General features: G+C 65.9%; 18 protein-coding genes, 4 tRNA genes and 1 pseudogene. 19 read left to right on the forward strand and 4 right to left on the reverse strand.

Translation table 11 applies throughout. The annotated features are described in order from the left end of the window. The first annotated feature begins 80 nt into the window (after window positions 1–80). From ACW17Z_RS00775 to ACW17Z_RS00830, 12 genes are all read left to right on the forward strand, one after another. Window positions 81–1,301, forward strand: coding sequence for an LL-diaminopimelate aminotransferase (locus tag ACW17Z_RS00775; protein WP_419316782.1), 1,221 nt, complete (start codon window positions 81–83; stop codon window positions 1,299–1,301). Window positions 1,302–1,329: 28 nt separating this feature from the next. Continuing rightward, on the forward strand, window positions 1,330–2,619 hold the full coding sequence (locus tag ACW17Z_RS00780; RefSeq protein ID WP_492057233.1) for a homoserine dehydrogenase: 1,290 nt from the start codon (window positions 1,330–1,332) through the stop codon (window positions 2,617–2,619). A gap of 51 nt (window positions 2,620–2,670) precedes the next feature. After that, window positions 2,671–3,624, forward strand: coding sequence for a class II fructose-bisphosphatase (glpX, locus tag ACW17Z_RS00785; RefSeq protein WP_419316784.1), 954 nt, complete (start codon window positions 2,671–2,673; stop codon window positions 3,622–3,624). Window positions 3,625–3,684: 60 nt separating this feature from the next. Continuing rightward, window positions 3,685–4,653 (forward strand): class 1 fructose-bisphosphatase, encoded by a 969-nt coding sequence (locus ACW17Z_RS00790; RefSeq protein WP_492057234.1) that lies wholly within the window; start codon window positions 3,685–3,687, stop codon window positions 4,651–4,653. 851 nt (window positions 4,654–5,504) lie between these two features. Next, window positions 5,505–7,316, forward strand: coding sequence for a single-stranded-DNA-specific exonuclease RecJ (gene recJ, locus ACW17Z_RS00795; RefSeq protein WP_492057235.1), 1,812 nt, complete (start codon window positions 5,505–5,507; stop codon window positions 7,314–7,316). 118 nt (window positions 7,317–7,434) lie between these two features. Further along, window positions 7,435–7,509, forward strand: a tRNA-Glu gene (locus ACW17Z_RS00800). A 58-nt stretch (window positions 7,510–7,567) separates the two neighbouring features. Further along, window positions 7,568–7,642 (forward strand) — tRNA-Glu (locus tag ACW17Z_RS00805). A 196-nt stretch (window positions 7,643–7,838) separates the two neighbouring features. After that, window positions 7,839–8,459, forward strand: coding sequence for a stationary phase survival cold shock domain protein CspD (gene cspD / locus ACW17Z_RS00810; protein WP_492057236.1), 621 nt, complete (start codon window positions 7,839–7,841; stop codon window positions 8,457–8,459). A gap of 121 nt (window positions 8,460–8,580) precedes the next feature. Then, complete coding sequence (locus ACW17Z_RS00815) at window positions 8,581–9,024, forward strand: DUF192 domain-containing protein (protein WP_492057237.1); 444 nt, start codon at window positions 8,581–8,583, stop codon at window positions 9,022–9,024. 75 nt (window positions 9,025–9,099) lie between these two features. Then, window positions 9,100–9,176 (forward strand) — tRNA-Pro (locus tag ACW17Z_RS00820). 23 nt (window positions 9,177–9,199) lie between these two features. Beyond that, window positions 9,200–9,505: an ETC complex I subunit gene (locus ACW17Z_RS00825; protein WP_419316789.1), complete on the forward strand. Its 306-nt coding sequence runs from the start codon at window positions 9,200–9,202 to the stop codon at window positions 9,503–9,505. Window positions 9,506–9,532: 27 nt separating this feature from the next. Next, a tRNA-Arg gene (locus ACW17Z_RS00830) sits at window positions 9,533–9,609 on the forward strand. 150 nt (window positions 9,610–9,759) lie between these two features. Here ACW17Z_RS00830 and ACW17Z_RS00835 read toward each other — a convergent pair. The 3 genes and pseudogenes from ACW17Z_RS00835 to tpiA form a co-directional block, all read right to left on the reverse strand. After that, a pseudogene (locus tag ACW17Z_RS00835) lies at window positions 9,760–10,012 on the reverse strand (IS30 family transposase); the annotation flags it as partial. Window positions 10,013–10,192: 180 nt separating this feature from the next. Continuing rightward, window positions 10,193–11,221 (reverse strand): IS30 family transposase, encoded by a 1,029-nt coding sequence (locus ACW17Z_RS00840; protein ID WP_172275092.1) that lies wholly within the window; start codon window positions 11,219–11,221, stop codon window positions 10,193–10,195. A 253-nt stretch (window positions 11,222–11,474) separates the two neighbouring features. Beyond that, window positions 11,475–12,236, reverse strand: coding sequence for a triose-phosphate isomerase (gene tpiA / locus ACW17Z_RS00845; RefSeq protein WP_492057238.1), 762 nt, complete (start codon window positions 12,234–12,236; stop codon window positions 11,475–11,477). Window positions 12,237–12,398: 162 nt separating this feature from the next. Here tpiA and ACW17Z_RS00850 point away from each other — a divergent pair, with 162 nt between their 5' ends. Continuing rightward, a complete protein-coding gene (locus tag ACW17Z_RS00850; protein ID WP_492057239.1) occupies window positions 12,399–14,354 on the forward strand; it encodes a peptidylprolyl isomerase in 1,956 nt (651 codons plus the stop codon). Then, entirely contained in the window at window positions 14,351–15,886 is a 1,536-nt protein-coding gene (gene trpE, locus ACW17Z_RS00855) for an anthranilate synthase component I (protein ID WP_492057240.1), read from the forward strand. The genes ACW17Z_RS00850 and trpE overlap by 4 nt, the downstream gene beginning before the upstream one ends. Before the next feature lie 58 nt (window positions 15,887–15,944). Here the strand turns inward: trpE and ACW17Z_RS00860 are convergent, their stop codons facing one another. Then, a complete protein-coding gene (locus ACW17Z_RS00860; RefSeq protein ID WP_419316824.1) occupies window positions 15,945–16,151 on the reverse strand; it encodes a hypothetical protein in 207 nt (68 codons plus the stop codon). 111 nt (window positions 16,152–16,262) lie between these two features. Between ACW17Z_RS00860 and ACW17Z_RS00865 the strand changes: the two genes are divergently transcribed. From ACW17Z_RS00865 to lexA, 5 genes are all read left to right on the forward strand, one after another. After that, window positions 16,263–16,859 carry an anthranilate synthase component II gene (locus ACW17Z_RS00865; protein WP_492057241.1) on the forward strand — a complete coding sequence of 199 codons (597 nt, stop codon included), beginning with the start codon at window positions 16,263–16,265 and terminating at the stop codon, window positions 16,857–16,859. Between the two features lie 7 nt (window positions 16,860–16,866). Then, a complete protein-coding gene (gene trpD, locus ACW17Z_RS00870; protein WP_492057242.1) occupies window positions 16,867–17,895 on the forward strand; it encodes an anthranilate phosphoribosyltransferase in 1,029 nt (342 codons plus the stop codon). Further along, a complete protein-coding gene (trpC, locus tag ACW17Z_RS00875; RefSeq protein WP_492057243.1) occupies window positions 17,892–18,680 on the forward strand; it encodes an indole-3-glycerol phosphate synthase TrpC in 789 nt (262 codons plus the stop codon). The genes trpD and trpC overlap by 4 nt, the downstream gene beginning before the upstream one ends. A gap of 108 nt (window positions 18,681–18,788) precedes the next feature. After that, the gene (locus ACW17Z_RS00880) at window positions 18,789–19,355 is read left to right on the forward strand and encodes a lysophospholipid acyltransferase family protein (protein WP_492057244.1); all 567 of its coding nucleotides are present in this window, start codon (window positions 18,789–18,791) and stop codon (window positions 19,353–19,355) included. Window positions 19,356–19,790: 435 nt separating this feature from the next. Continuing rightward, window positions 19,791–20,501 carry a transcriptional repressor LexA gene (gene lexA, locus ACW17Z_RS00885; RefSeq protein ID WP_419321452.1) on the forward strand — a complete coding sequence of 237 codons (711 nt, stop codon included), beginning with the start codon at window positions 19,791–19,793 and terminating at the stop codon, window positions 20,499–20,501. Window positions 20,502–20,558 lie beyond the last annotated feature (57 nt).

A 20,558-nucleotide genomic window follows, 5' to 3' on the forward strand; every position in this document is an offset into this window, starting at 1 on the left:
GCTTGGCGAGGCCCCGCTTGGGGTCTATCCATGCCCGACTTTTGCTCCCGAAGCGCCGAAGCGGCGCATAGAGCCCTAAAATGACCACCGATTTTCATCGCATCCGCCGCCTGCCGCCCTACGTTTTCGAAGAGGTCAACAAGATCAAGGCGCGCCTGCGCGCCGAGGGGACGGACATCATCGACTTCGGCATGGGCAATCCCGACATGCCGACGCCGCAGCACATTGTCGACAAGCTGATCGAGACGGCCCGTGATCCCAAGGCTGGCCGCTACTCGGCCTCCAAGGGCATTCCCGGGCTGCGTCGCGCCATGGCGGGTTATTATGACCGCCGCTTCGGCGTGAAGCTGAACCCCGACACCGAGGTCATCTCGACCCTGGGCTCGAAGGAAGGCTTCGCCAACCTGGCCCAGGCCCTGACGGCGCCGGGTGACGTGATCATCTGTCCAAACCCCGCCTATCCGATCCACGCCTTCGGCTTCATCATGGCCGGCGGCGTCATCCGACACGTGCCGGCCCTGACGCCCGAGGACTATCTCTCCAACATCAGCCGCGCGGTGAAGCACTCGGTGCCGCCGCCCAGCGTGCTGATCCTGTCCTATCCGTCCAACCCGACCGCCCAGTCGGTGGATCTGGAGTTCTACAAGGACGCCGTCGCCCTGGCCAAAAAGCACGACCTGCTGGTGATCAGCGACGTCGCCTATGGCGAGATCTATTTCGAGAACAATCCGCCGCCGTCGATCCTGCAGGTCAATGGCGCCAAGGACATCGCCGTCGAGGTCAACTCGCTGTCGAAGACCTACGCCATGGCCGGCTGGCGCGTGGGCATGGTGGTCGGCAACGCCCGCATCTGCGCGGCCCTGGCCCGGGTGAAGTCCTATCTGGACTACGGCGCCTACACCCCCGTGCAGGTCGCCGCCGCCGCCGCCCTGAACGGCCCGCAGGACTGCGTCGACGAGATCCGGGGCATCTACAAGGCGCGTCGCGACACGCTGGTGTCGTCGATGGCCCGCGCCGGCTGGGATATCCCCAATCCGCCCGCTTCGATGTTCGCCTGGGCCAAGATCCCCGAGGCCTATCGCGAGGCCGGCTCGATGGTGTTCTCCAAGCTGCTGATCGAGGAGGCCGGCGTCGCCGTGGCTCCCGGCGTCGGCTTTGGTGAGTATGGTGAGGGCTATGTCCGCATCGGTCTGGTCGAAAACGAGCACCGCATCCGTCAGGCCGCGCGCAACGTGAAGAAATTCATCACCAACGCCGACGCCATCCTGGCCAAGCACCACAATTCGGTGGAGCCGGTCTAGGGACGGGCTTCGCGAGTAGGATTCGAAGATGACGAACAAAACCTGGCGCGTCGGCGTCGCCGGTCTCGGTACGGTTGGCGGTGGCCTTCTGCAGTTCCTGGCCGAGCGGCCCGACTTTGCGCCCGCCGGTGACCGCGCCATCGTCACCGCCGTTTCGGCGCGGTCGCGGTCGCGGCCGCGCGCGACCGACATCTCGGGCCTGACCTGGTTCGACGATCCCGTCGCCCTGGCCGGATCGCCGGATATCGACCTGTTCGTCGAACTGGTCGGCGGTTCGGACGGCCCGGCCAAGGCTGCGGTCGAAACGGCTCTGAAGGCCGGCAAGCCGGTGGTCACCGCCAACAAGGCCCTGATCGCCGAGCATGGGGCCGAACTGGCGGCCCTTGCGGAAGCGCAGGGCGTGCCACTGCTGTTCGAGGCGGCGGTCATGGGCGGCGTGCCGGCCGTGAAAATGATGCGCGAGGCTTTGGTCGGCGACGACATCGACTCCGTGGCCGGCATTCTCAACGGCACCTGCAACTTCATCCTCAGCGAGATGGAGAAGACTGGTCGCTCGTTTGCCGACGTGCTGCGCGAGGCTCAGGCCCTGGGCTATGCCGAGGCCGATCCGACCATGGATGTTGGCGGTTTCGACGCCGGTCACAAGATCACCATCCTGGCGGCCCTGGCCTTTGGTTGTGCGCCCAACTTCGCGGCCGCCGAGATCGAGGGCATCGAGGCGGTCGAGTTGCTCGACATCAAGCTGGCCAAGGATCTGGGCTACCGGATCAAGCTGGTCGCCTCCGCCTCGCGCACCGATCACGGGGTGGCGGTGAAGGTGCACCCGTCACTGGCGCCTCTGGAGCATCCGCTGGCCCAGGCGGGCGGGGCGCTCAACGCCCTGTTCATCGAGGGCCGTCGCGTGGGCCGGATCTTCGTGCAGGGCCCTGGCGCCGGCGCGGGACCGACCGCCGCCGCCGTGGCCGCCGACATCGCCGATGTGATGACCGGCGCCGTGCGTCCCGTGTTCCAGGCTCCGGCCGGAAACCTCAAGCCGTTCATCGCCGTCGATCCCAGCCGCACGGTGGGCAAGGCCTATCTGCGGATCATGGTCCGCGACGAGCCGGGTGCGATCGCCGCCATCTCCGAAACCCTGGCCGAATGCGGAGTCTCTATCGACAGCTTCCTGCAAAAGCCCGTCGAGGGTGCGGGCGGCGTGCCGATCGTGCTCGTTACTCATGCGACTCCGGAATCCAATCTCCTCGACGCGATTAGCCGCATCGAAAAATTGCGCGCTGTGCTAGAGCGACCGCGCCTTTTGCGCGTCGCGCGCATCTGAGAACCGCGAAAAGCGGCTGAGAATTTAGCCTGACAAGGCTGGGAGACGTCGATGAGCTCTAAGACCCTGGATCGCTCGCTGGTCCTGGACGCGGTCCGCGTTACCGAAGCCGCCGCCATCGCGTCATGGACCCTGGTCGGGCGCGGCGACGAGATCGCCGCCGATCAGGCCGCCGTCGACGCCATGCGCAACGCGCTGAACGAACTGGCCATCGACGGCGAAATCGTCATCGGCGAAGGCGAGCGCGACGAGGCGCCCATGCTGTATATCGGCGAGAAGGTCGGCACGGGCAAAGGCCCGGCCATCGACATCGCCCTGGACCCTCTGGAAGGCACGACCCTGGCCGCCAAGGCCATGCCCAATGCCCTGGCCGTGATGGCCTGGGCGCCCAAGGGCACGCTGCTCAACGCGCCCGACACCTATATGGACAAGATCGCCTGCGGGCCTGGCCTGCCGGCCGGGGTGATCGATCTGGACCGCACGCCGGCCGAGAACGTGCAGGCCATCGCCGCCGCCAAGGGCGTCGATCCGTCTCACATCACCGTCTGCGTGCTGGACCGTCCGCGTCATGCCGAGATCATCGCCAGCGTTCGCTCGGTCGGCGCGCGGGTCTATCTGATCACCGACGGCGACGTGGCCGGGGTGATCAACACCACCGATCCCTCGACCGGCATCGATCTCTATGTCGGCTCCGGCGGCGCGCCCGAGGGCGTGCTGGCCTGCGCGGCTCTGAAATGCGTCGGCGGTCAGTTCCAGGGCCGTCTGCTGTTCCGCAACAGCGATGAAAAGGCCCGCGCCGCCAAGTGGGGCATTACCGAGCTCGACAGGAAGTACGACCTGCACGACATCGTGCGCGCCGACGCCATCTTCGCGGCCACCGGCGTCACCTGGGGCAATCTGCTGGACGGTGTGACCTACAGGGATGGCTTCGTGCACACCCACACCCTGGTGATGAACTCTTCGACAGGCACGGTCCGCGAAGTGCGAATGAAGCGCCGGGTGTAGGATCGTCACGGGCCAGCGGCTAAGATCGCGGCGAATCCACCAAACTTTTCGAGATCCTGAATGACCACGTTGAAAACCCTCGCCGACCACCTGGCCGCCGAGCAGACCGCAGACGATGCGGTCAAGGACGTGGTCACCGTGATCGCCGCCGCCTGCGTTCAGATCAGCAGGGTCGTGGCCTCTGGCGCGATCTCCGGCAGCCTGGGCGCGGCGGGGCAGATCAATGTTCAGGATGAAGAGCAGAAGAAGCTCGACATCATCACCAACGACATCCTGCGCGACGCGCTGAAGGCCTGTCCGGCCGTGGCGGGTCTGGCCTCTGAAGAGCTGGAAGAGATCGAGACCACCGGCCGCGCGAGCGGTTTTCTGGTGACTTTCGATCCGCTGGACGGCTCCAGCAATATCGACGTCAACGTCTCGGTCGGGACGATCTTCTCAATCCTGCCGGCCCCGGTTGGCCGTGAAGCGACCGAAGCTGACTTCCTGCTGCCGGGCCGCCAGCAGGTCGCAGCCGGCTATGTGGTCTATGGCCCGCAGACCATGCTGGTCCTGACCCTTTCGAAGGGGGTGTTCGGCTTCACGATGAACGCCGAGGGCGCCTGGCTGCTGACCCACGAGACCGTGGCGATCGGCGCCGACACCGCCGAGTTCGCGATCAACATGTCCAACCAGCGCCATTGGGCGCAGCCCGTGCGCCGCTATATCGACGGCTGCCTGCAGGGCAAGGACGGCCCGCGCGGCAAGAACTTCAACATGCGCTGGGTGGCCTCGATGGTGGCCGACGTCCACCGTATCCTGATGCGCGGCGGTATCTTCATGTACCCGTGGGACGCCCGCGAACCAGACAAGCCCGGCAAGCTGCGCCTGCTGTATGAGGCCAATCCGATGGCCCTGATCGTCGAGCGCGCGGGCGGCAAGGCGACCGACGGCAAGACGGCCATCCTCGACCTGCAACCGACCAAGCTGCACCAGCGCGTGCCGGTGGTGCTGGGCTCGGCCAACGAGGTTGATCTCGTTTCGGCGCAGTAGATGAAGCGGCGGTCGCCTTGACGCATCCAGGGTCGCGGCTGTTGCGTCCGAATCTGGCGTGAGCCGAGCATACTGTAGTTTGAACTGTTGTTCGGAAGGGACGATCCAATGCCTTCGCCGGAACTGGCAGCCATACTTCAGCAAGCCATGACGCCTTGTCCTCATTTCTCGGGCGTGTGCGCCTCTCACTGTACCTGGCGGCCAGAGGCTGGGCATATCCCGCGAGGTTTCGTGGGAGGAAATGGGCTATCCGGGAACGTCAGGCTCATCCTCGTAAATGCTGAACCAGGCGACCCTGCGGACGGTGAGCGATACGAAGGTCCTTCAACAGAATGGGTCTCATCCCACTCCGAGATCGTGGAGAGTATGCTGGAGGGCGACTCGTTGCGCAGAGGTGGTCGCCCCGCGCCCTTCCACCGAAATCTCCGGAAAATTCTCGACCTTTGTTGGCCCGGTGAAACTCTCGGGGAACAACTAAAGAAGACGTGGATCACGAACACCGTGCTTTGTTCAGCCGGGATTTCCGGCGGCAAGGTCGATAGAGCGGTCGAAAATACTTGCGTGGCGAGTTATCTAACGCCCCAGATTGAAGCGCTCCCCAACGCATTCGTTCTAGCCTTGGGAGGAAAGGCGGCTTTGCGCCTTCGACGGCAAAAAGTACGCATCGACGGTGTAGCTCAGCATCCAAGTGCGCGACCAAATACCTCGCCGGAAGTAAGCTGGCAGAAGGTTGGGGTATCGTTTCGCAGTTGGTTGGAGGCCGCTGGAGCCGACGGTCGGCTAGTGCGAATCTAAGTCGAGGCCTACAACTCTCCGATGCTAACCACCGTCAAGTTCAGGACTTTCTAGCCGTGGCCGCCGACGGTCACGCGCCTATCGAGCAGGACGCTTTCCTGGGCGTCTCCCGCTCGCTGAGTGGCCGGGCCTGGCGCGAGCGCCCGGGCGATCCCGCCGCGGCGCGCAGCCATCAGCAAGTCTACGGCCTGTCCGAGCCCCTGGCGCGGGCCCTGGCCGCGCGTGGCGTGGGTGTCGATGGCGCCGAGGACTATCTGCGCCCTACCCTGAAGGCGCTGTTTCCTGACCCCTCCAGCTTCACCGACATGGACCGGGCCGCCGAGATCCTGATCGACGCCCTGGAAGCGGGCCGCCCGACCATGGTGTTCGCCGACTATGACGTCGACGGCGCCACCAGCGCGGCCCAGCTGGTGCGCTGGTTCCGCCACATGGGCGTCGAGCTGCCGATCTATATCCCCGACCGCCTGACCGAGGGCTATGGCCCCAGCCCGGCGGCCTTCAAGACCATCCGCGACACCGGCGCCGAGCTGGTGGTGACCCTGGACTGCGGCGCGGCGGCCTATGACGCCATCGCCAGCGCCGCCACCATCGGCCTGGAGGTGGTGGTGATCGACCACCACCTGATGCGCGAGGACCCGCCGGCCGCCGCCGCCGTGGTCAATCCCAACCGGCCGGGCTGCCAGAGCGGGCAGGGGGTGCTGGCCGCAGCCGGCGTCACCTTCGTGCTGCTGACGGCTCTCAACCGCGAGGCTCGCAAGCGCGGCCTGTTCAGCGACCAGCGACCGCAGCCCGATCCGCGCCAGTGGCTGGACCTGGTGGCCATGGGCGAGGTCTGCGACGTCACCCAGCTGGTCGGCTTCAATCGCGCCCTGACAACCCTTGGCCTGCGCACCATGTCCCAATGGGGCAATCCGGGCCTGAAGGCCCTGTTCGAGGTCGGCAAGGGCTCCGGGCCCGCTTCGGTGTTCCATGCCGGCTTTATTCTGGGGCCGCGCATCAATGCCGGCGGCCGGATCGGTCGTTCGGACCTCGGCGCGCGCCTTTTGTCCACGGATGATCCCGAAGAAGCCCTGATGCTCGCCGAGGAGCTCGACGCCCTCAATACAGAGCGCAAGGCCGTCGAGGCTGGCGTGGTCGAGGAAGCCGCAGCCGTGCTGGAGCGTGGCAGCAATTTCAATCCGGACGCGCCCGTGATCGTGGTGGCGGGGGAGGGGTGGCATCCCGGGGTCATCGGCATCGTCGCCGGGCGCCTGCGCGAGCGCTATCGCAAACCCGTGGTGGTGATCGGTATCGACCGCGCGGCCAATGTCGGCAAGGGGTCGGGCCGGTCGCAGCAAGGCGTCAATCTGGGCGCGGCGATCCAGGCGGCGTTCGAGCAAGGCCTGCTGATGTCCGGTGGCGGTCACGCCATGGCGGCGGGTCTGTCGATTCGCCCAGATTCCATTCCCGAGTTCCGCGCCTTTCTGGAAGAGCGCCTGGCCGGCGAGATGGAGGCTGTGGGCCCCGAGGCCGTCGAGATCGACGCCCTGGTCCAGCCCAAGGGGGCTGACCGCGCGCTGTACGAGGACTTCCAGCGCCTTGCGCCGTTCGGTCCGGGCAATCCCGAGCCGATGTTCGCCCTGACCGGCGTTCGCGCCGACCGGGTGATGGCGCTGAAGGGTGGACATGTGAAGATGGATCTGGTCGGCCCGACCGGCGAGCGCCTGAAGGCGATTTCCTGGCGTAGCGCCGAAACCGACCTGGGTCGGCGGCTGTTGTCAGGCGGCGGCGCGCTCCACGTCGCCGGCAAATTGAAGCCCGACGATTACAATGGCCGCAACGGCGTTCAGCTGGAGATCGAGGACGCCGCCGACCCGCGCGCCTGTTGATCGCCAACAGCATTTTCGGGCGCTGTCGCCCCGTCTGTGGGTGAACGGAAAAAATGCTTCCCAGCGGGTTGCGCGCCCCAAACGGCGCGGCTATACACCCGCTTCCTCGCGGGGCCGTGGTCCCTTCGTCTATCGGTTAGGACGCCAGATTTTCATTCTGGAGAGAGGGGTTCGACTCCCCTAGGGACTACCACCCGCGAGGCTTTCAAATTCGACTACCGACGATGTCACCGTTCCGCGAACGGCGATGTGGTCCCTTCGTCTATCGGTTAGGACGCCAGATTTTCATTCTGGAGAGAGGGGTTCGACTCCCCTAGGGACTACCACCAATAGCTGCATTGGCGATGCCTGCGGCTGCATTTCAAAATTATTGCCAGAAAGTTGCTGCGACGAAATGTCGCGCAGCGTCCGTGCGCGCGTGCTTGACGCGAATTCACCATTGACGGCTCTCCTAACGCGAGAACAGTGTTATTCTTGTGGCGCTCGTCCCGTTGGGCTGATTGGGCGAGCCAGAGGGGCGGAATGTCTGGTTACGATTTCGATGCCGTGGGTGCGCACGAAGACCTCGTGCGGATCAGCGGGCGCGTAAAATGGTTCGATGTTGGCAAGGGTTACGGGTTCATCGTTCCAGATGATCCTGGTCAGACCGGCCTCAAGGACGTGCTTCTTCACGTGACCTCGCTGCGTAATTGCGGCCGGGAAACAGCGCTTGAGGGCGCTGTGATCGTCTGTGACGTGGTGCGCCGCCCCAAGGGGTGGCAGGTCAGTGAGGTGGTCGATCTCGACGAGAGCTCGGCGCCTTCGGCGCTTGAGCGGCCGCGCCGCACCTTTGCCGACGCCGCGCCGCGCCGCGAGCGTGACGGGCTGGGCAGCGGGTTCCGTTCCGGGCTGGACAGCGGCGGCGGGCGTCTGGCCCTCACCCCCGAAGGGCCGGCCGAGCACGCCAAGGTCAAATGGTTCAACCGCACCAAGGGCTACGGCTTCGTCGTGCGCGACGCCGAACCCGGCGACATCTTCGTCCACATCGAGACCCTGCGCCGCGGGGGCCTGGAAGACCTTCAGCCCGGCGATGACGTCCTGGTGCGCTTCGCCAAGGGGCCCAAGGGCCTGGTCGTGGCCGAGATCACGCCGGGCGACGCCTGACTTTGGCCATCCAGGCCTGCCATTCCTTCGCTGGACCCGTGGCGCTAGGCTGCGAGTCCAGCGCAATGGCGAGCGAGGATTGTAAGTGGCGGTAATCTGGGAACCGGGACGAAGGGCGGTGATGACGGCGCTGGTGGCTGGCGCCTTGTTGGCGAGCGAGGTCGCTGTCGCCAAGCCCGCAGACAAGCTCGAGGCCGTGGAAATCCTGACCTCCAAAGGACGCGCGCGCTTTCAGGTCGAGATCGCCGCGACGCATGCCGAACAGCAACGGGGGCTGATGTTCCGCAAGGCCCTGGCGGCTGATCGCGGCATGCTCTTCACCTATGCTAGGCCGCAGCCCGCCGCGTTCTGGATGAAGAACACGCTCATCCCGCTGGACATCATCTACATCGCGCCCAACGGACGTGTGCTGTCGATCGTCCGCAACGCTCAGCCCCACAACGAAATGCCATTGCCTTCGGGTGGTCCGATCCTGGGCGTGCTGGAGATTGCCGGCGGCCGCGCGGCGCAGCTTGGCATCCTGCCCGGTGACAAGGTCCTGCACCGGATCTTCCCGAAAAACTGATCGGTTCTACGATTGTCGCCGTTCCCGTTTGATCCGGACGACGAACCCTTGTAGAGCACGCCCCTGCCGATGTGTCGGAGCGTAGCGCAGCCTGGTAGCGCATCTGGTTTGGGACCAGAGGGTCGCAGGTTCGAATCCTGCCGCTCCGACCATCGGCTAAAGACTGGAGAGGTTCATGCTGGCCCGCATCTATCGCCCCGCCAAGACCGCCATGCAGTCCGGCAAGGCCAAGACGAAGGACTGGGTTCTGGAATTTGAACCCGCTTCGGCGCTCCGTTCAGACCCCCTGATGGGCTGGACCCAGTCGAGCGACATGAATGGGCAGGTTCGCCTGACCTTCGAAACCCGCGAGGAAGCGGTGGCCTACGCCCAGCACAATGGCCTGGCTTTCCAGCTGTTCGAGCCCAAGACTCCCAAGCGCATTATCAAGGCCTATGCCGACAATTTCGCGGCCGGCCGCAGACAGCCCTGGACGCACTAGCGTCCGCGCACCGAGGCTTTCCGGTTCGCGCCCTTAGCTCAGTTGGATAGAGCACTCGCCTTCTAAGCGAGCGGTCGCTGGTTCGAATCCAGCAGGGCGCGCCATTCCGACCCCAGAGCGCGCAAGGCTAGATGGCGGTGTGGTTCTAGCTGAAGTGCGGTGAAGGGCCTGGGCAGGATGACGGGGAGGGGATCTCCCGTCACGTTAGGGTTGCGCAGCAATAGCAGTCGGGCGACGGGCGGGCGGCGAAGCTATCACCTAGCGCAGAGCCCGCTCATCGCCCGTGCGCCAGCCGTCGCCGAGATCTGCTCGGCAAGCCTGTCTTCAGGTGTGCGATATCCGAGACACTTTCGCGGGGTTCGATCGAGCCGCGCGGATAGCTCCAGCAGCTTCTCCGGCGGCATCAACGCCAAGTCGGTGTCGCTGGATAAGAAGCGCCGCGGACTGCTGACGGCCATTGGTGTTCTCGACCGCGCCCTTTTGCCAGGGCGCCTGCGGCTTGCAGAAGCCGCGCCGCGATCGAAGGTGCTGGATTGCCGCGCGGAGCTCCAGCAGAGCGCACTCCCAATGGTGTGGGTTCTAACTGAAGTGCGACGAAGGGCCTGGGCAGGATGACGGGGAGGGGACCTCCTGTCACGTCAGGGTTTCAGGGCCTTGGCAGTCGGGCGACGGGCGGGCGCGGAGCCATCACGTAGCGCAGAGCCCGTTCGCCGCCCGTGTCCCAGCCGTCGCCGCGATCTGCTCCGCAAGCACATCCTCCGGCGTGCGGTATCCGAGGCACTTGCGCGGAATCCGATTGAGCCGCGTGGTCAGCTCCATCAGCTTCTCCGGCGGGATCAACGCGATGTCTGTGTCGCTGGGCAAGAAGCGGCGCAGGCGACCGTTGGTGTTCTCGACCGTGCCTTTTTGCCAAGGCGCCTGTGGCTTGCAGAAGTAGCTGTCGATTTCCAGCGAGCGCTTCAGGGTCCCGTAGAAGGCGAACTCCGTGCCGCGATCAAAGGTAATGGATTGCCGCATCGGCGGAGGAAACGGCTCCAGACGCTCGGCCAGACCGGCCATGATGCCTGTCGAGCTGCGGCTCGGGTTTTTGATCATGATCAGATACCGGCTTCGCCGCTCGACCAGCGTCGTGATGTTGTGACGCCCGTATTCCTTGCGGAAGGCGATCAGATCGCACTCCCAATGGCCGTATCCCTGGCGCTCGCCGATATGGGTGGGGCGCTGTGCGATGGTGTTTTGCAGTGGGATATTCAGTCCGCGCGGCCGTCGGGCATAGCGCACGCGCCGGCGCCGACGCATCTTGGGCAACAGCTTGTAGAGCTCCGCGGCCTGGCCATCTGGCCCATAGACGTAGCGGTAGATGGTCTCGTGGCAGGCGTAGGCCTGGAGCTGGCGGGTGGCTTTGAGATGGCCCGCGATCTGTTCTGGCGACCAGGTCTCTCGCAGCCGCTCTGTGACGAAGTGGGCCAGTTCTGGATCACGATGCAGCTTGCCGACGCGTCTGCGTCGCGACGCGGCGCGCTCGTCGGCGGCGATGGCGAAGTAGCCGCGCAGCCACGGGCCGTCGTCGAACCAATTGCGCCGGATCTCGCGATGGATGGTCGACGGGTGGCGACCAAGACGCTCGGAGATGACCCGGACAGGCACCTTGGCGTCACGCCAGCGACAGATCAGGTGGCGTTCTTCAATCGTGATATGGTCGTAGCGCGATCCCATGTGAAAAATCTCCGTGGACGTAAGTCCATAAAAACCCTCACAAATCGCACTTCAAAATAGAATCCGCCTGGCCGTAAGAGTTACTCGTCTAATTAGTATTATCGGAAATATATCAGATAGTTCCGGCTTATGCTTCTTGGGTTCGATGGGAAGCCGCTCGATAGCGAGTGGTTGCCAATCATTGGCTTGTCACCATCGTTCGTTGGCAAATCTCATGACCAGATGGGGCGGCACGAAACGTTTCGCATGGCCTTCACGCTGCGGCGATGATCGCCAAAAAATCGGCGGCCTTGAGTGAGGCTCCGCCGACCAGCGCGCCCCCGACCTCGGCCGAGCGGAGAATTTCCGCCGCGTTGTCGGGCTTGACCGAGCCGCCGTAGAGGATCGGCGGCGCCTTGCCGGATTCGCCGAACATCGAGATCAACTGGGCCCGGATCGACGCATGCATCTCTTCGATGTCGGCGATCGTCGCCGTACGGCCGGTGCCAATGGCCCAGATCGGCTCATAGGCTATCGAGAAGGCCTGCCCTGCCAAAGCGGCCGGCAGTGATTCGCGTACCTGGGCGGTCACGACCTGCAGCGCCGAGCCGGCTTCGCGCCGAGCGAGGCTTTCGCCGACGCAGATGATGGGCTCCAGCCCGGCTGCCAGGGCGGTCTCTACCTTGGCGGCCACCAGGGCGCTGGTCTCGCCATGATCCTCGCGCCGCTCGGAATGGCCCAGAATGACCAGCGCGGCGCCGGCATCGACCAGCATGGCCGCAGCAATGTCGCCCGTATGGGCGCCGCTGGTCCTTGCATGGCAATCCTGCCCTCCGGTCAGCACGCTGGAGCCTTCGAGAGCTTGGCTCAGGCGGTGCAGCAGGGTCGCCGGCGGGCAGATCGCCACTCGGGCCGCTGCGGGCCGGGCGTCAACGCCTCCCGCCACGGCGCGGGCCTCGTCCAGGGCCTGGGCAAGGCCGTTCATCTTCCAGTTCCCGGCGATCAAAGGCCGGGGTTTAAGGCTTGAAAGGGTCATGGAGCAGCTCTTGACCCCGCTCGCCCAAGGGAAGTCAAGACCGCCGTGGCTTGCCCCCTCGCCCCCCGCTCTACTATACCCGCTGCTCGCGCCCGCAGCGTCGCTTCAGGCTCACGCCAGCAGCGCCGACGCACGCGATAAGTCAGGAAGGTTTTCCAAGTCATGCTCGCCGGTTTCCGCACCTTCGCCAAATCGCCCTTCGCGGTGATCCTTTTCGGCCTGCTGATCGTCAGCTTCGCCGTGTTCGGGATCAGCGATGTGTTCAATGGGCCGCGCCTTTCGGGCGTCGTCGCTGCGGGATCGCGTACCGTCTCGGCGGCGGACTTCAAGACCCGCTACGAGAACTACCGCAAGGAAACCGAGCGCAGTTCGGGCGAGGCCCTGACGCCTGACCAGGCCGTTGAACGCGGCGTCGACCGTCAGATCCTGCAGGAAGTGGCGCTTCAGGAATCGATGTCCGAGGTGATCCGCAAGTTCGGCATCCATCCGTCGGACAAGCTGATCGGCAACGTCGTGCGCGAGCAGATGAGCAACCTGCATCCCAACCAGCGGCCGTTCGACCCGATCACCGGCAAGTTCGATCCGAAGATGTATGAGGCCCTGCTGCGCGAAAACGGCATGACGCCCGACAGCTATCAGGCCTCGCTGAGCGACGAGATCGCCCAGACCCACGTCTTCACCGGCGTCGCCAACGGTCTGCATGCGCCCCGCATCTACGGCGCCCTTCAGGCGGCCTATGGCCTGGAAAGCCGCGACCTGGCGGCCTTCGCGATCAATCCGGCCACCGTCGAGCGTCCGGCCGATCCGACCGACGCCCAGCTGAACACCTTCATGAAGCAGAACGCCGAGCGCCTGACGCGCCCCGAGACCCGCGTCCTGTCGATCATGCGCGTCAGCGCCCAGGCGCTGGAGCCGTCGGTGACGATCAATCCCGCCGACGTGCAGAAGACCTTCGATTTCCGCAAGGACACCCTGGCGACCCCGGAAACCCGCTCGCTGGTCCAGATCGTCGCGCCCGACGCCAAGGCCGCCGCCGTCATCGCCCAGCGCCTGGCCAAGGGCGATCAGCCGGCCGTGGTGGCCAGCGCCTATGGCCAGCAGCCGGTGATCATCAACGACAAGCCCAAGTCCGCCCTGCCCGACCGCAAGGTCGCCGACGCCGCCTTCAACCTGGCCGCCGGCCAGGTCAGCGCGCCGATCACCGGCAGCCTGGGCATCTCGGTCGTCAAGGTGACCAAGGTCACTCCCGGCGCCGGCGCCAGCCTGGACAGCGTGCGCCCGCAGATCGAGGCCGAACTCCGGACCCAGGGCGCGCAGGCCAAGGCGTATGACCAGACTCAGACCTATCAGGACGCCCACGACGCCGGGTCCGACCTGATCGCGGCCGCCACCAAGGCCGGCGCCATGGTGATGACTACCTCGCCGATCACCGCCCAGGGCGCCGACCAGACCGGCCAGCCGATCCCCGGCCTTACCCCGGACCTGCTGAAGACCGCCTTTGACCTCAACTCGGGCGGCGAGAGCGAACTGGTTGAGGTCGGCAAGGGCGAATATTACGCCGTCAAGGTCGAGAAGGTCATCCCGGCCGCCCTGCCCGCCCTGGCCGATATCCGTCCGCAGCTGGCCCAGGTATGGCTGCAGAACGAGATGACCACGCGCCTGCAGGCCAAGGCCGAGGCCCTGGCCGCCCGCGTCAAGAAGGGCGAATCGATGGAAGCCGTCGCCGCTGCGGCCGGCTCCAAGGTTCAGCGTGTTGCAGGCATCAGCCGCGAGAATGCCCAGCAGCACCAAGGCCTTGGCCGGGATCTGCTGCTGGCCACGTTTAACGCCAAGCCGGGCGAGGTGTTCAGCTCGCGGGCCGGTCAGATGGCCTTCGTGGTCGCCAAGCTGGAAACCGTTCGCGCTGGCAAGATCGCCGACATGGCCCGCATCACCCAAATGATGCGTCCGCAGATCGACAGCGGCCTGATGCGCGATCTGGGCGAGGCCGCCCGGCTGGGCGCCCAGGCCAGCCTGAAGACCAAGACCAACCTGACCCTCGCCCGCCAGACCATCGGCGTCGACACCGACGCCCTGGCCAAGGCCGAGGCCGCCAAGACCGGTGCGACCAAGAAATGAGCCTTGAGCCCGCCTTTGACGCCTTCGCCCAGACCTATGACGCCGGTCAGCCCCAGGTCGTCTGGACCCGGCTGATCGACGATCTTGAGACCCCGGTCTCGGCCTATCTCAAGATCGGACAGGGCAAGCCCTACGCCTTCCTGTTCGAAAGCGTTGAGGGCGGCGCCTGGCGCGGCCGCTATTCCATCGTGGCGATGAAGCCGGACTTCGTCTGGCGCTGTCGCGGCGACCAGGCCGAGATCGCCGAGGGCGACGCCATCGCCCGCGGCGAATTCACGCCGCAGGCCGGCGGCGCGCTGGACAGCCTGCGCGACCTGATCGCCCGCTCGCGTATCGAGCTGCCCAAGGGCCTGCCGCCCATGGCCGCCGGCGTGTTCGGGGCCTTGGGCTATGACATGGTGCGGCTGGCCGAGCGCCTGCCCGACGTCAACGAGGACACCACCGGCCTGCCCGACGGCATCATGACCCGGCCCTCGATCGTGGCGGTGTTTGACGCCATCGCCCAGGAGATCATCCTGGTCACGACCGTGCGTCCGCTGGCGGGTGTTTCGGCCCAGGACGCGCACCATGCCGCCCGGGCCCGCATCGAGACGGTGATGGCCGATCTGCGCCGTCCGCTGGCCCATGACGCGCCCCGCAAGGGTCATGCGCCCATCGAGTTCACCACACCCGTCAGCCGCGAGGACTATGCGGTCGTGGTCGAGAAGGCCAAGGAGTATATCCGGGCCGGCGACATCTTCCAGGTGGTGCCCAGCCACCGCTTCCGGGCGCCGTTCGACCTGGATCCGTTCGCACTCTACCGCTCGCTGCGCCGGACCAATCCGTCGCCGTTCCTGTATTTCCTGAACCTGGACGGGTGCCATCTGGTGGGCTCCAGCCCGGAAATCCTGGTCCGCCTGCGCGACGGCAAGATTACGATCCGACCGATCGCCGGCACCCGCCCCCGTGGAGCGACGCCGGAAGAGGATCTGGCGCTGGAAGCCGAGCTGCTGGCCGATCCCAAGGAGCGCGCCGAGCACCTGATGCTGCTGGACCTGGGCCGCAACGACGTCGGCCGCGTCTCGATGCTGAAGGAACCGGGCAAGAACGAGCCCGCCAAGCCGCACAAGGGCCCTCGGGTCAAGGTGACCGAGAGCTTCAAGGTCGAGCGCTACAGCCACGTCATGCACATCGTCTCCAATGTGGAGGGGGTGGCGCCTGTCGGCGTCGATCCTGTCGACGTGCTGATGGCCGCCCTCCCCGCCGGCACGCTGTCGGGCGCGCCCAAGGTGCGGGCCATGGAGATCATCGACGAGCTGGAGATCGAGAAGCGCGGCCTCGGCTATGCCGGCGCGGTCGGCTATATCGGCGCCGACGGCTCGGTCGACACCTGCATCGTGCTGAGGACCGCTCTGGTCAAGGACGGCATGATGTACGTGCAGGCCGGCGGCGGCGTGGTCGCCGACAGCGATCCCGACGCCGAATATGACGAGACCCTGCACAAGTCCCGCGCCCTGAAGCGCGCGGCCGAGGAAGCCTGGCGTTTCGCCTGACGGCAAGCGTGACAGCCGAAAGTGGATGCCGGTTTCGGCGCCTGTCACGCGCCCAGTATCAGTAGCCGAGGCGGTCGGCCGGCAGATGCTGGGTGACCGCCGGCGGGGCCAGCACCATCACCGTGGCGAAGCTCAACGCGCAGATCGCCGCGAAGGCCGCCGCCGCCAGGACGGGCGCCATCTTCTGGCGACGCTCCCGCGGCCGCAGCAGAGCGCGGGCATAGGCGATGGCGACCGGATCAAGGGCGGAATCAGACGAGACCATGGATCGACCATGCCCCACGCCAAGCGATCTGTAATCGCCTTAAGCCTTTCTCGCGCTCAAATGCCGCAAACCCCCTCCCGCTCCGGCCCCGCCCGTTCTAGAAGCTAGATCATGATCCTGGTCATCGATAACTACGACAGCTTCACCTACAACCTCGTCCATTACCTGAACGAGCTTGGGGCCGAGACGCTGGTCCATCGCAATGACGACCTGACGGTGCAGCAGGCCCTGGCCCTGCGGCCGTCCGCGATCCTGCTGTCGCCCGGCCCCAAGGCACCGGATCAGGCCGGCATCTGCCTGCCCCTGCTGCGCGGCGCGCCGGAAGACATGCCGATCCTGGGCGTGTGCCTGGGCCATCAGGCCATTGGCCAGGCCTATGGCGGCGAGGTGATCCGCGCCAAGGAAGTGATGCACGGCAAGACCAGCCCCATCCATCACGCCGACAAGGGCATATTCAAGGGTCTCCCCAACCCCTTCACCGCCACCCGTTATCACAGCCTGGCTATCCGCCGCGAAGACCTGCCGCCCGAGCTGGAGGTCACCGCCTGGACCGACGACGGCGAGATCATGGGCGTGCAGCATCGCACTCGCCCCGTGCACGGCGTGCAGTTCCACCCCGAGTCGATCGCCACCGAGGGCGGCCACCAGATGCTGGCCAATTTCATCGATCTGGCCGGCGTGAAGCGCGACGCGGCGATCTGGGTTTAGGCGCAGCATGTCCGACACCTTCAAGCCGCTGCTGGCCAAGCTGGCCGACGGCCAAAACCTTTCCGAGGATGATGCCGAAGTCTTCTTCAGCGCCTGCCTGCGCGGCGAGCCGACCCCGGCCCAGATCGGCGCGGCGGTCACCGCCATGCGCCTGCGCGGCGAGACCGTGGGCGAGATTGCCGCCTGCGCCCGCGCCATGCGCCGCGCCGCCGTCATGCTGGACCATCCCTATGACGTCATCGATGTCTGCGGCACCGGCGGCGACGGCCTGCATACCCTCAACATCTCCACCGCTGTCGGCTTCGTGGCGGCGGGCGGCGGGCTGAAGGTCGCCAAGCACGGCAACCGCGCCGTGACCTCGAAATCCGGCACCGCCGACGTCCTGGCCGCCCTGGGCGTCAATATCGACGCCAGCCGCGAGCAGCAGCGCAAGGCCCTGGACGACGCCGGCATCTGCTTCATGTTCGCCCAGGCTCACCACGGGGCGATGAAGCATGTCGCGCCGATCCGCCAGCAGCTGGGTTTTCGCACCATCTTCAACTTGCTGGGCCCGCTGACCAATCCCGCCGGCGCCCGGCGCCAGGTGGTGGGCGTCTCGGCGCCGCGCTTCGTCGAACCCATTGCCCGCGCCCTGGGCGTCCTGGGCGCCGAGCGCGCCTGGTCGGTGCACGGCCAAGGCATGGACGAGCTGACCACCACCGGCGAAACCGAGGTCGCCGAATGGCGCGACGGCGTCGTGCGCTTCTTCACGATCACGCCGGAAGCCGTGGGCCTGCCCCGCGCTTCGCTGGCTGACCTGACCGGCGGCGAACCCGATTTCAACGCCGCCGCTCTCACTCGGCTGCTGGACGGTGAAAAGGGCGCCTATCGCGACATCGTCCTGCTGAACGCCGCCGCCGCCTTCCTGGTCGCCGACAAGGTCGAGACCCTGGTCGAAGGCATCGAGGCCGCCGCGGCTTCCATAGACAGCGGCGCGGCCAGGGCGGCCCTGGCCGGTCTGGTCAAGGCCACCAACACCGAACTGGCAAGCGCATGACCGACATCCTGGCCAAGATCGCCGCCTACAAGCGCGACGAGGTCACCGATCGCAAGCGCCGCCGCACCCAGGCCGCGCTGGACAACGCTGCGCGCAGCGCTTCGTCGCCGCGCGGCTTCAAGACGGCGCTGAAGCACGGACATGCGTCCGGCAAGCTGGCCCTGATCGCCGAGATCAAGAAGGCGTCGCCGTCGAAGGGCCTGATCCGCGCCGACTTTGATCCGCCGGCCCTGGCCCGCGCCTATGAGACCGGCGGCGCGTCCTGCCTGTCCGTGCTTACGGACGGGCCCAGCTTCCAGGGCGCCGACCCCTATCTGATCGACGCCCGCGCCGCCGTCAGCCTGCCCTGCATCCGCAAGGACTTTCTGGTCGATCCCTGGCAGGTTTCGGAAAGCCGCGCGCTCGGCGCTGACGCCATCCTCGTCATCCTGGCGATGATCGACGACGTTCTGGCCGCCGAGCTGATGAGCGAGGCTGAGCGCTTGGGTATGGACGCCCTTGTCGAGGTGCATGACGAGGCCGAGATGGCCCGCGCCGGCGAACTGGGCGCGACCCTGGTGGGCATCAACAACCGCGACCTGAAGAGCTTCGTCGTCGACCTCGCCGTCACCGAGCGCCTCGCCGCCCAAGCCCCCAAAGACGCCTTGCTGGTCACCGAGAGCGGCCTCTTCACCCACGACGATGTCGTGCGGATGGAAGCGGCCGGCGCCACGGCCATGCTCGTCGGCGAAAGCCTGATGCGGCAGGCCAATGTGGCCGAGGCCACGCGCACGCTGCTGGGCTGAGACCACACCGGGTACGACCGGTCTGGCGTTTTGCCGACTCGCCGCCCACACTCAGTATCAATGACAGCCGGCCCGTTAAGGCGGTCGGGATCGCTCGGGAGGGCAATGATGCACTGGATCGCCCGGGTGGTGAAATGGTCCCTTGTCGCCTTCTTCAAGCGCGAGGGCTGGACGATCGAGGGGGCCGCGCCGAGCCATACCCGCAAGTTCGTGATCATCGCCGCGCCCCACACCAGTAACTGGGACTTCGTTTATTTCTTGGGTGCGACTGACGCCCTTGATCTGAACCTCAGCTTCATGGGCAAGGTCTCGCTGTTCCGCTGGCCCTTCGCGCGCCTGATGCGCGACCTGGGCGGCGTGCCGGTGGACCGCTCCCGCTCTGGCGACACCGTCCAGGCCATGGCCGACGAGTTCGCGCGCCGTGACGAGTTCATGCTGACGATTGCGCCGGAGGGCACGCGCGGCAAGGCCAAGCAATGGAAGACCGGCTTCTACAATATAGCCCTCAAGGCCGGGGTGCTGATCGTGCCGGCCAAGATGGACTACAAGCGCAAGGTGGTGGCTCTGGGGCAGGCCGTCATGCCGTCTGGCGACTACGACAAGGACATGGCCCAATTTGCCGTCTTCTATCGCGATTGCACGCCCCGGCATCCCGAGCGAGCGACAGCGCTCTAGCGGCGAATCAGACAGTGATTTCGGCTTCAAGGACGCCCTTTAGCCGGCCGCAACGGCCGCCGTTCTGAGCAATTTGACGTTGCTGGGCGGTGTGATCTTGCGACTCATGGTCCAGCTCGATCGCGCCCGCATCTTGGATTCGGCGCCGAGCAGATCTCGCCCGTACCGTCGACGGCGACGACCCAGATCAGGTGATGTTCCTGCCCGTAGTCAATGACCGCAAAGGCAAAACCGGTTCGCTTGCCATCGACGCTGACAGGCAAGGCTGGGTTGAACCGCTTGAAACTCATGGCGGTGCGCCCCTCCGAAAGCCGTCCGCCGACAACGAACTCCGAGCCATCCGGGTTCCTGCGTCGTCAACTTGACATTAAGAAAGAACGCCTAGAGAACATCGGCAAGGTTTGCGGTTTGTTCCGCGTCTTCCTCGAGGTCGAGATGCTCACGCGCAAGCAGCACGAGCTGCTGATGTTCATCCACGAACGCATCAAGGAGAGCGGCGTCTCGCCGTCCTTCGACGAAATGAAGGAGGCGCTGGATCTGGCGTCGAAGTCGGGTATCCACCGACTGATTACCGCGCTTGAAGAGCGCGGCTTCATCCGCCGCTTGGCTCATAGAGCCCGGGCGCTGGAGGTGGTGAAGCTGCCGCAACAGGCCACGACCGCCTCGCCGCCCAAGGGGCGCGGGACGTTCAAGCCCCAGGTGGTCGAAGGCGGCGGAGCGCCGGCTGCCACCAACAGCGGGCCTTCAGCGGTTGCGGCCAATGACAGCCGCGATCTGCCCATACTGGGGAAGATCGCCGCCGGTACGCCCATCGACGCCATCCAGCACGAACGCGACCGTCTGCCGGTCCCCGAGTCGATGCTGGGCAGCGGCGAACACTATGTGCTCGAGGTGCAGGGCGACTCGATGATCGAGGCCGGCATTCTCGACGGCGACTACGTCATCATCAAGAAGGGCGACACAGCCACTTCCGGCGAAATCGTCGTGGCGCTGGTGGGCGAGGAAGCCACGCTCAAGCGCCTGCGCAAGAAGGGCGGCTCGATCGCCCTGGAAGCCGCGAACCCGAAGTACGAGACGCGGATCTTTGGTCCGGACCAGGTCGAGGTGCAGGGCAAGCTGGTGGGGCTGATCCGCCGGTATCACTAGGCCCACACAAGCCTCGCGAAATTGAAGGCCGCTCCGATTGGGGCGGCCTTTTTTTGT

The organism is Caulobacter sp. GSs2 (assembly GCF_058680895.1).

What these genes read in the sequence shown, in the direction of transcription:
- trpD (WP_492057242.1), top strand. Translation starts at nt 16,867, where the DNA reads ATGTCCGACACCTTCAAGCCGCTGCTGGCCAAGCTGGCCGACGGCCAA.
- ACW17Z_RS00860 (WP_419316824.1), bottom strand. Translation starts at nt 16,151, where the DNA reads ATGGTCTCGTCTGATTCCGCCCTTGATCCGGTCGCCATCGCCTATGCC.
- lexA (WP_419321452.1), top strand. Translation starts at nt 19,791, where the DNA reads ATGCTCACGCGCAAGCAGCACGAGCTGCTGATGTTCATCCACGAACGC.
- cspD (WP_492057236.1), top strand. Translation starts at nt 7,839, where the DNA reads ATGTCTGGTTACGATTTCGATGCCGTGGGTGCGCACGAAGACCTCGTG.
- ACW17Z_RS00865 (WP_492057241.1), top strand. Translation starts at nt 16,263, where the DNA reads ATGATCCTGGTCATCGATAACTACGACAGCTTCACCTACAACCTCGTC.
- ACW17Z_RS00780 (WP_492057233.1), top strand. Translation starts at nt 1,330, where the DNA reads ATGACGAACAAAACCTGGCGCGTCGGCGTCGCCGGTCTCGGTACGGTT.
- trpC (WP_492057243.1), top strand. Translation starts at nt 17,892, where the DNA reads ATGACCGACATCCTGGCCAAGATCGCCGCCTACAAGCGCGACGAGGTC.
- tpiA (WP_492057238.1), bottom strand. Translation starts at nt 12,236, where the DNA reads ATGACCCTTTCAAGCCTTAAACCCCGGCCTTTGATCGCCGGGAACTGG.
- ACW17Z_RS00815 (WP_492057237.1), top strand. Translation starts at nt 8,581, where the DNA reads ATGACGGCGCTGGTGGCTGGCGCCTTGTTGGCGAGCGAGGTCGCTGTC.
- ACW17Z_RS00790 (WP_492057234.1), top strand. Translation starts at nt 3,685, where the DNA reads ATGACCACGTTGAAAACCCTCGCCGACCACCTGGCCGCCGAGCAGACC.
- glpX (WP_419316784.1), top strand. Translation starts at nt 2,671, where the DNA reads ATGAGCTCTAAGACCCTGGATCGCTCGCTGGTCCTGGACGCGGTCCGC.
- trpE (WP_492057240.1), top strand. Translation starts at nt 14,351, where the DNA reads ATGAGCCTTGAGCCCGCCTTTGACGCCTTCGCCCAGACCTATGACGCC.
- ACW17Z_RS00775 (WP_419316782.1), top strand. Translation starts at nt 81, where the DNA reads ATGACCACCGATTTTCATCGCATCCGCCGCCTGCCGCCCTACGTTTTC.
- ACW17Z_RS00825 (WP_419316789.1), top strand. Translation starts at nt 9,200, where the DNA reads ATGCTGGCCCGCATCTATCGCCCCGCCAAGACCGCCATGCAGTCCGGC.
- ACW17Z_RS00840 (WP_172275092.1), bottom strand. Translation starts at nt 11,221, where the DNA reads ATGGGATCGCGCTACGACCATATCACGATTGAAGAACGCCACCTGATC.
- ACW17Z_RS00880 (WP_492057244.1), top strand. Translation starts at nt 18,789, where the DNA reads ATGCACTGGATCGCCCGGGTGGTGAAATGGTCCCTTGTCGCCTTCTTC.
- ACW17Z_RS00850 (WP_492057239.1), top strand. Translation starts at nt 12,399, where the DNA reads ATGCTCGCCGGTTTCCGCACCTTCGCCAAATCGCCCTTCGCGGTGATC.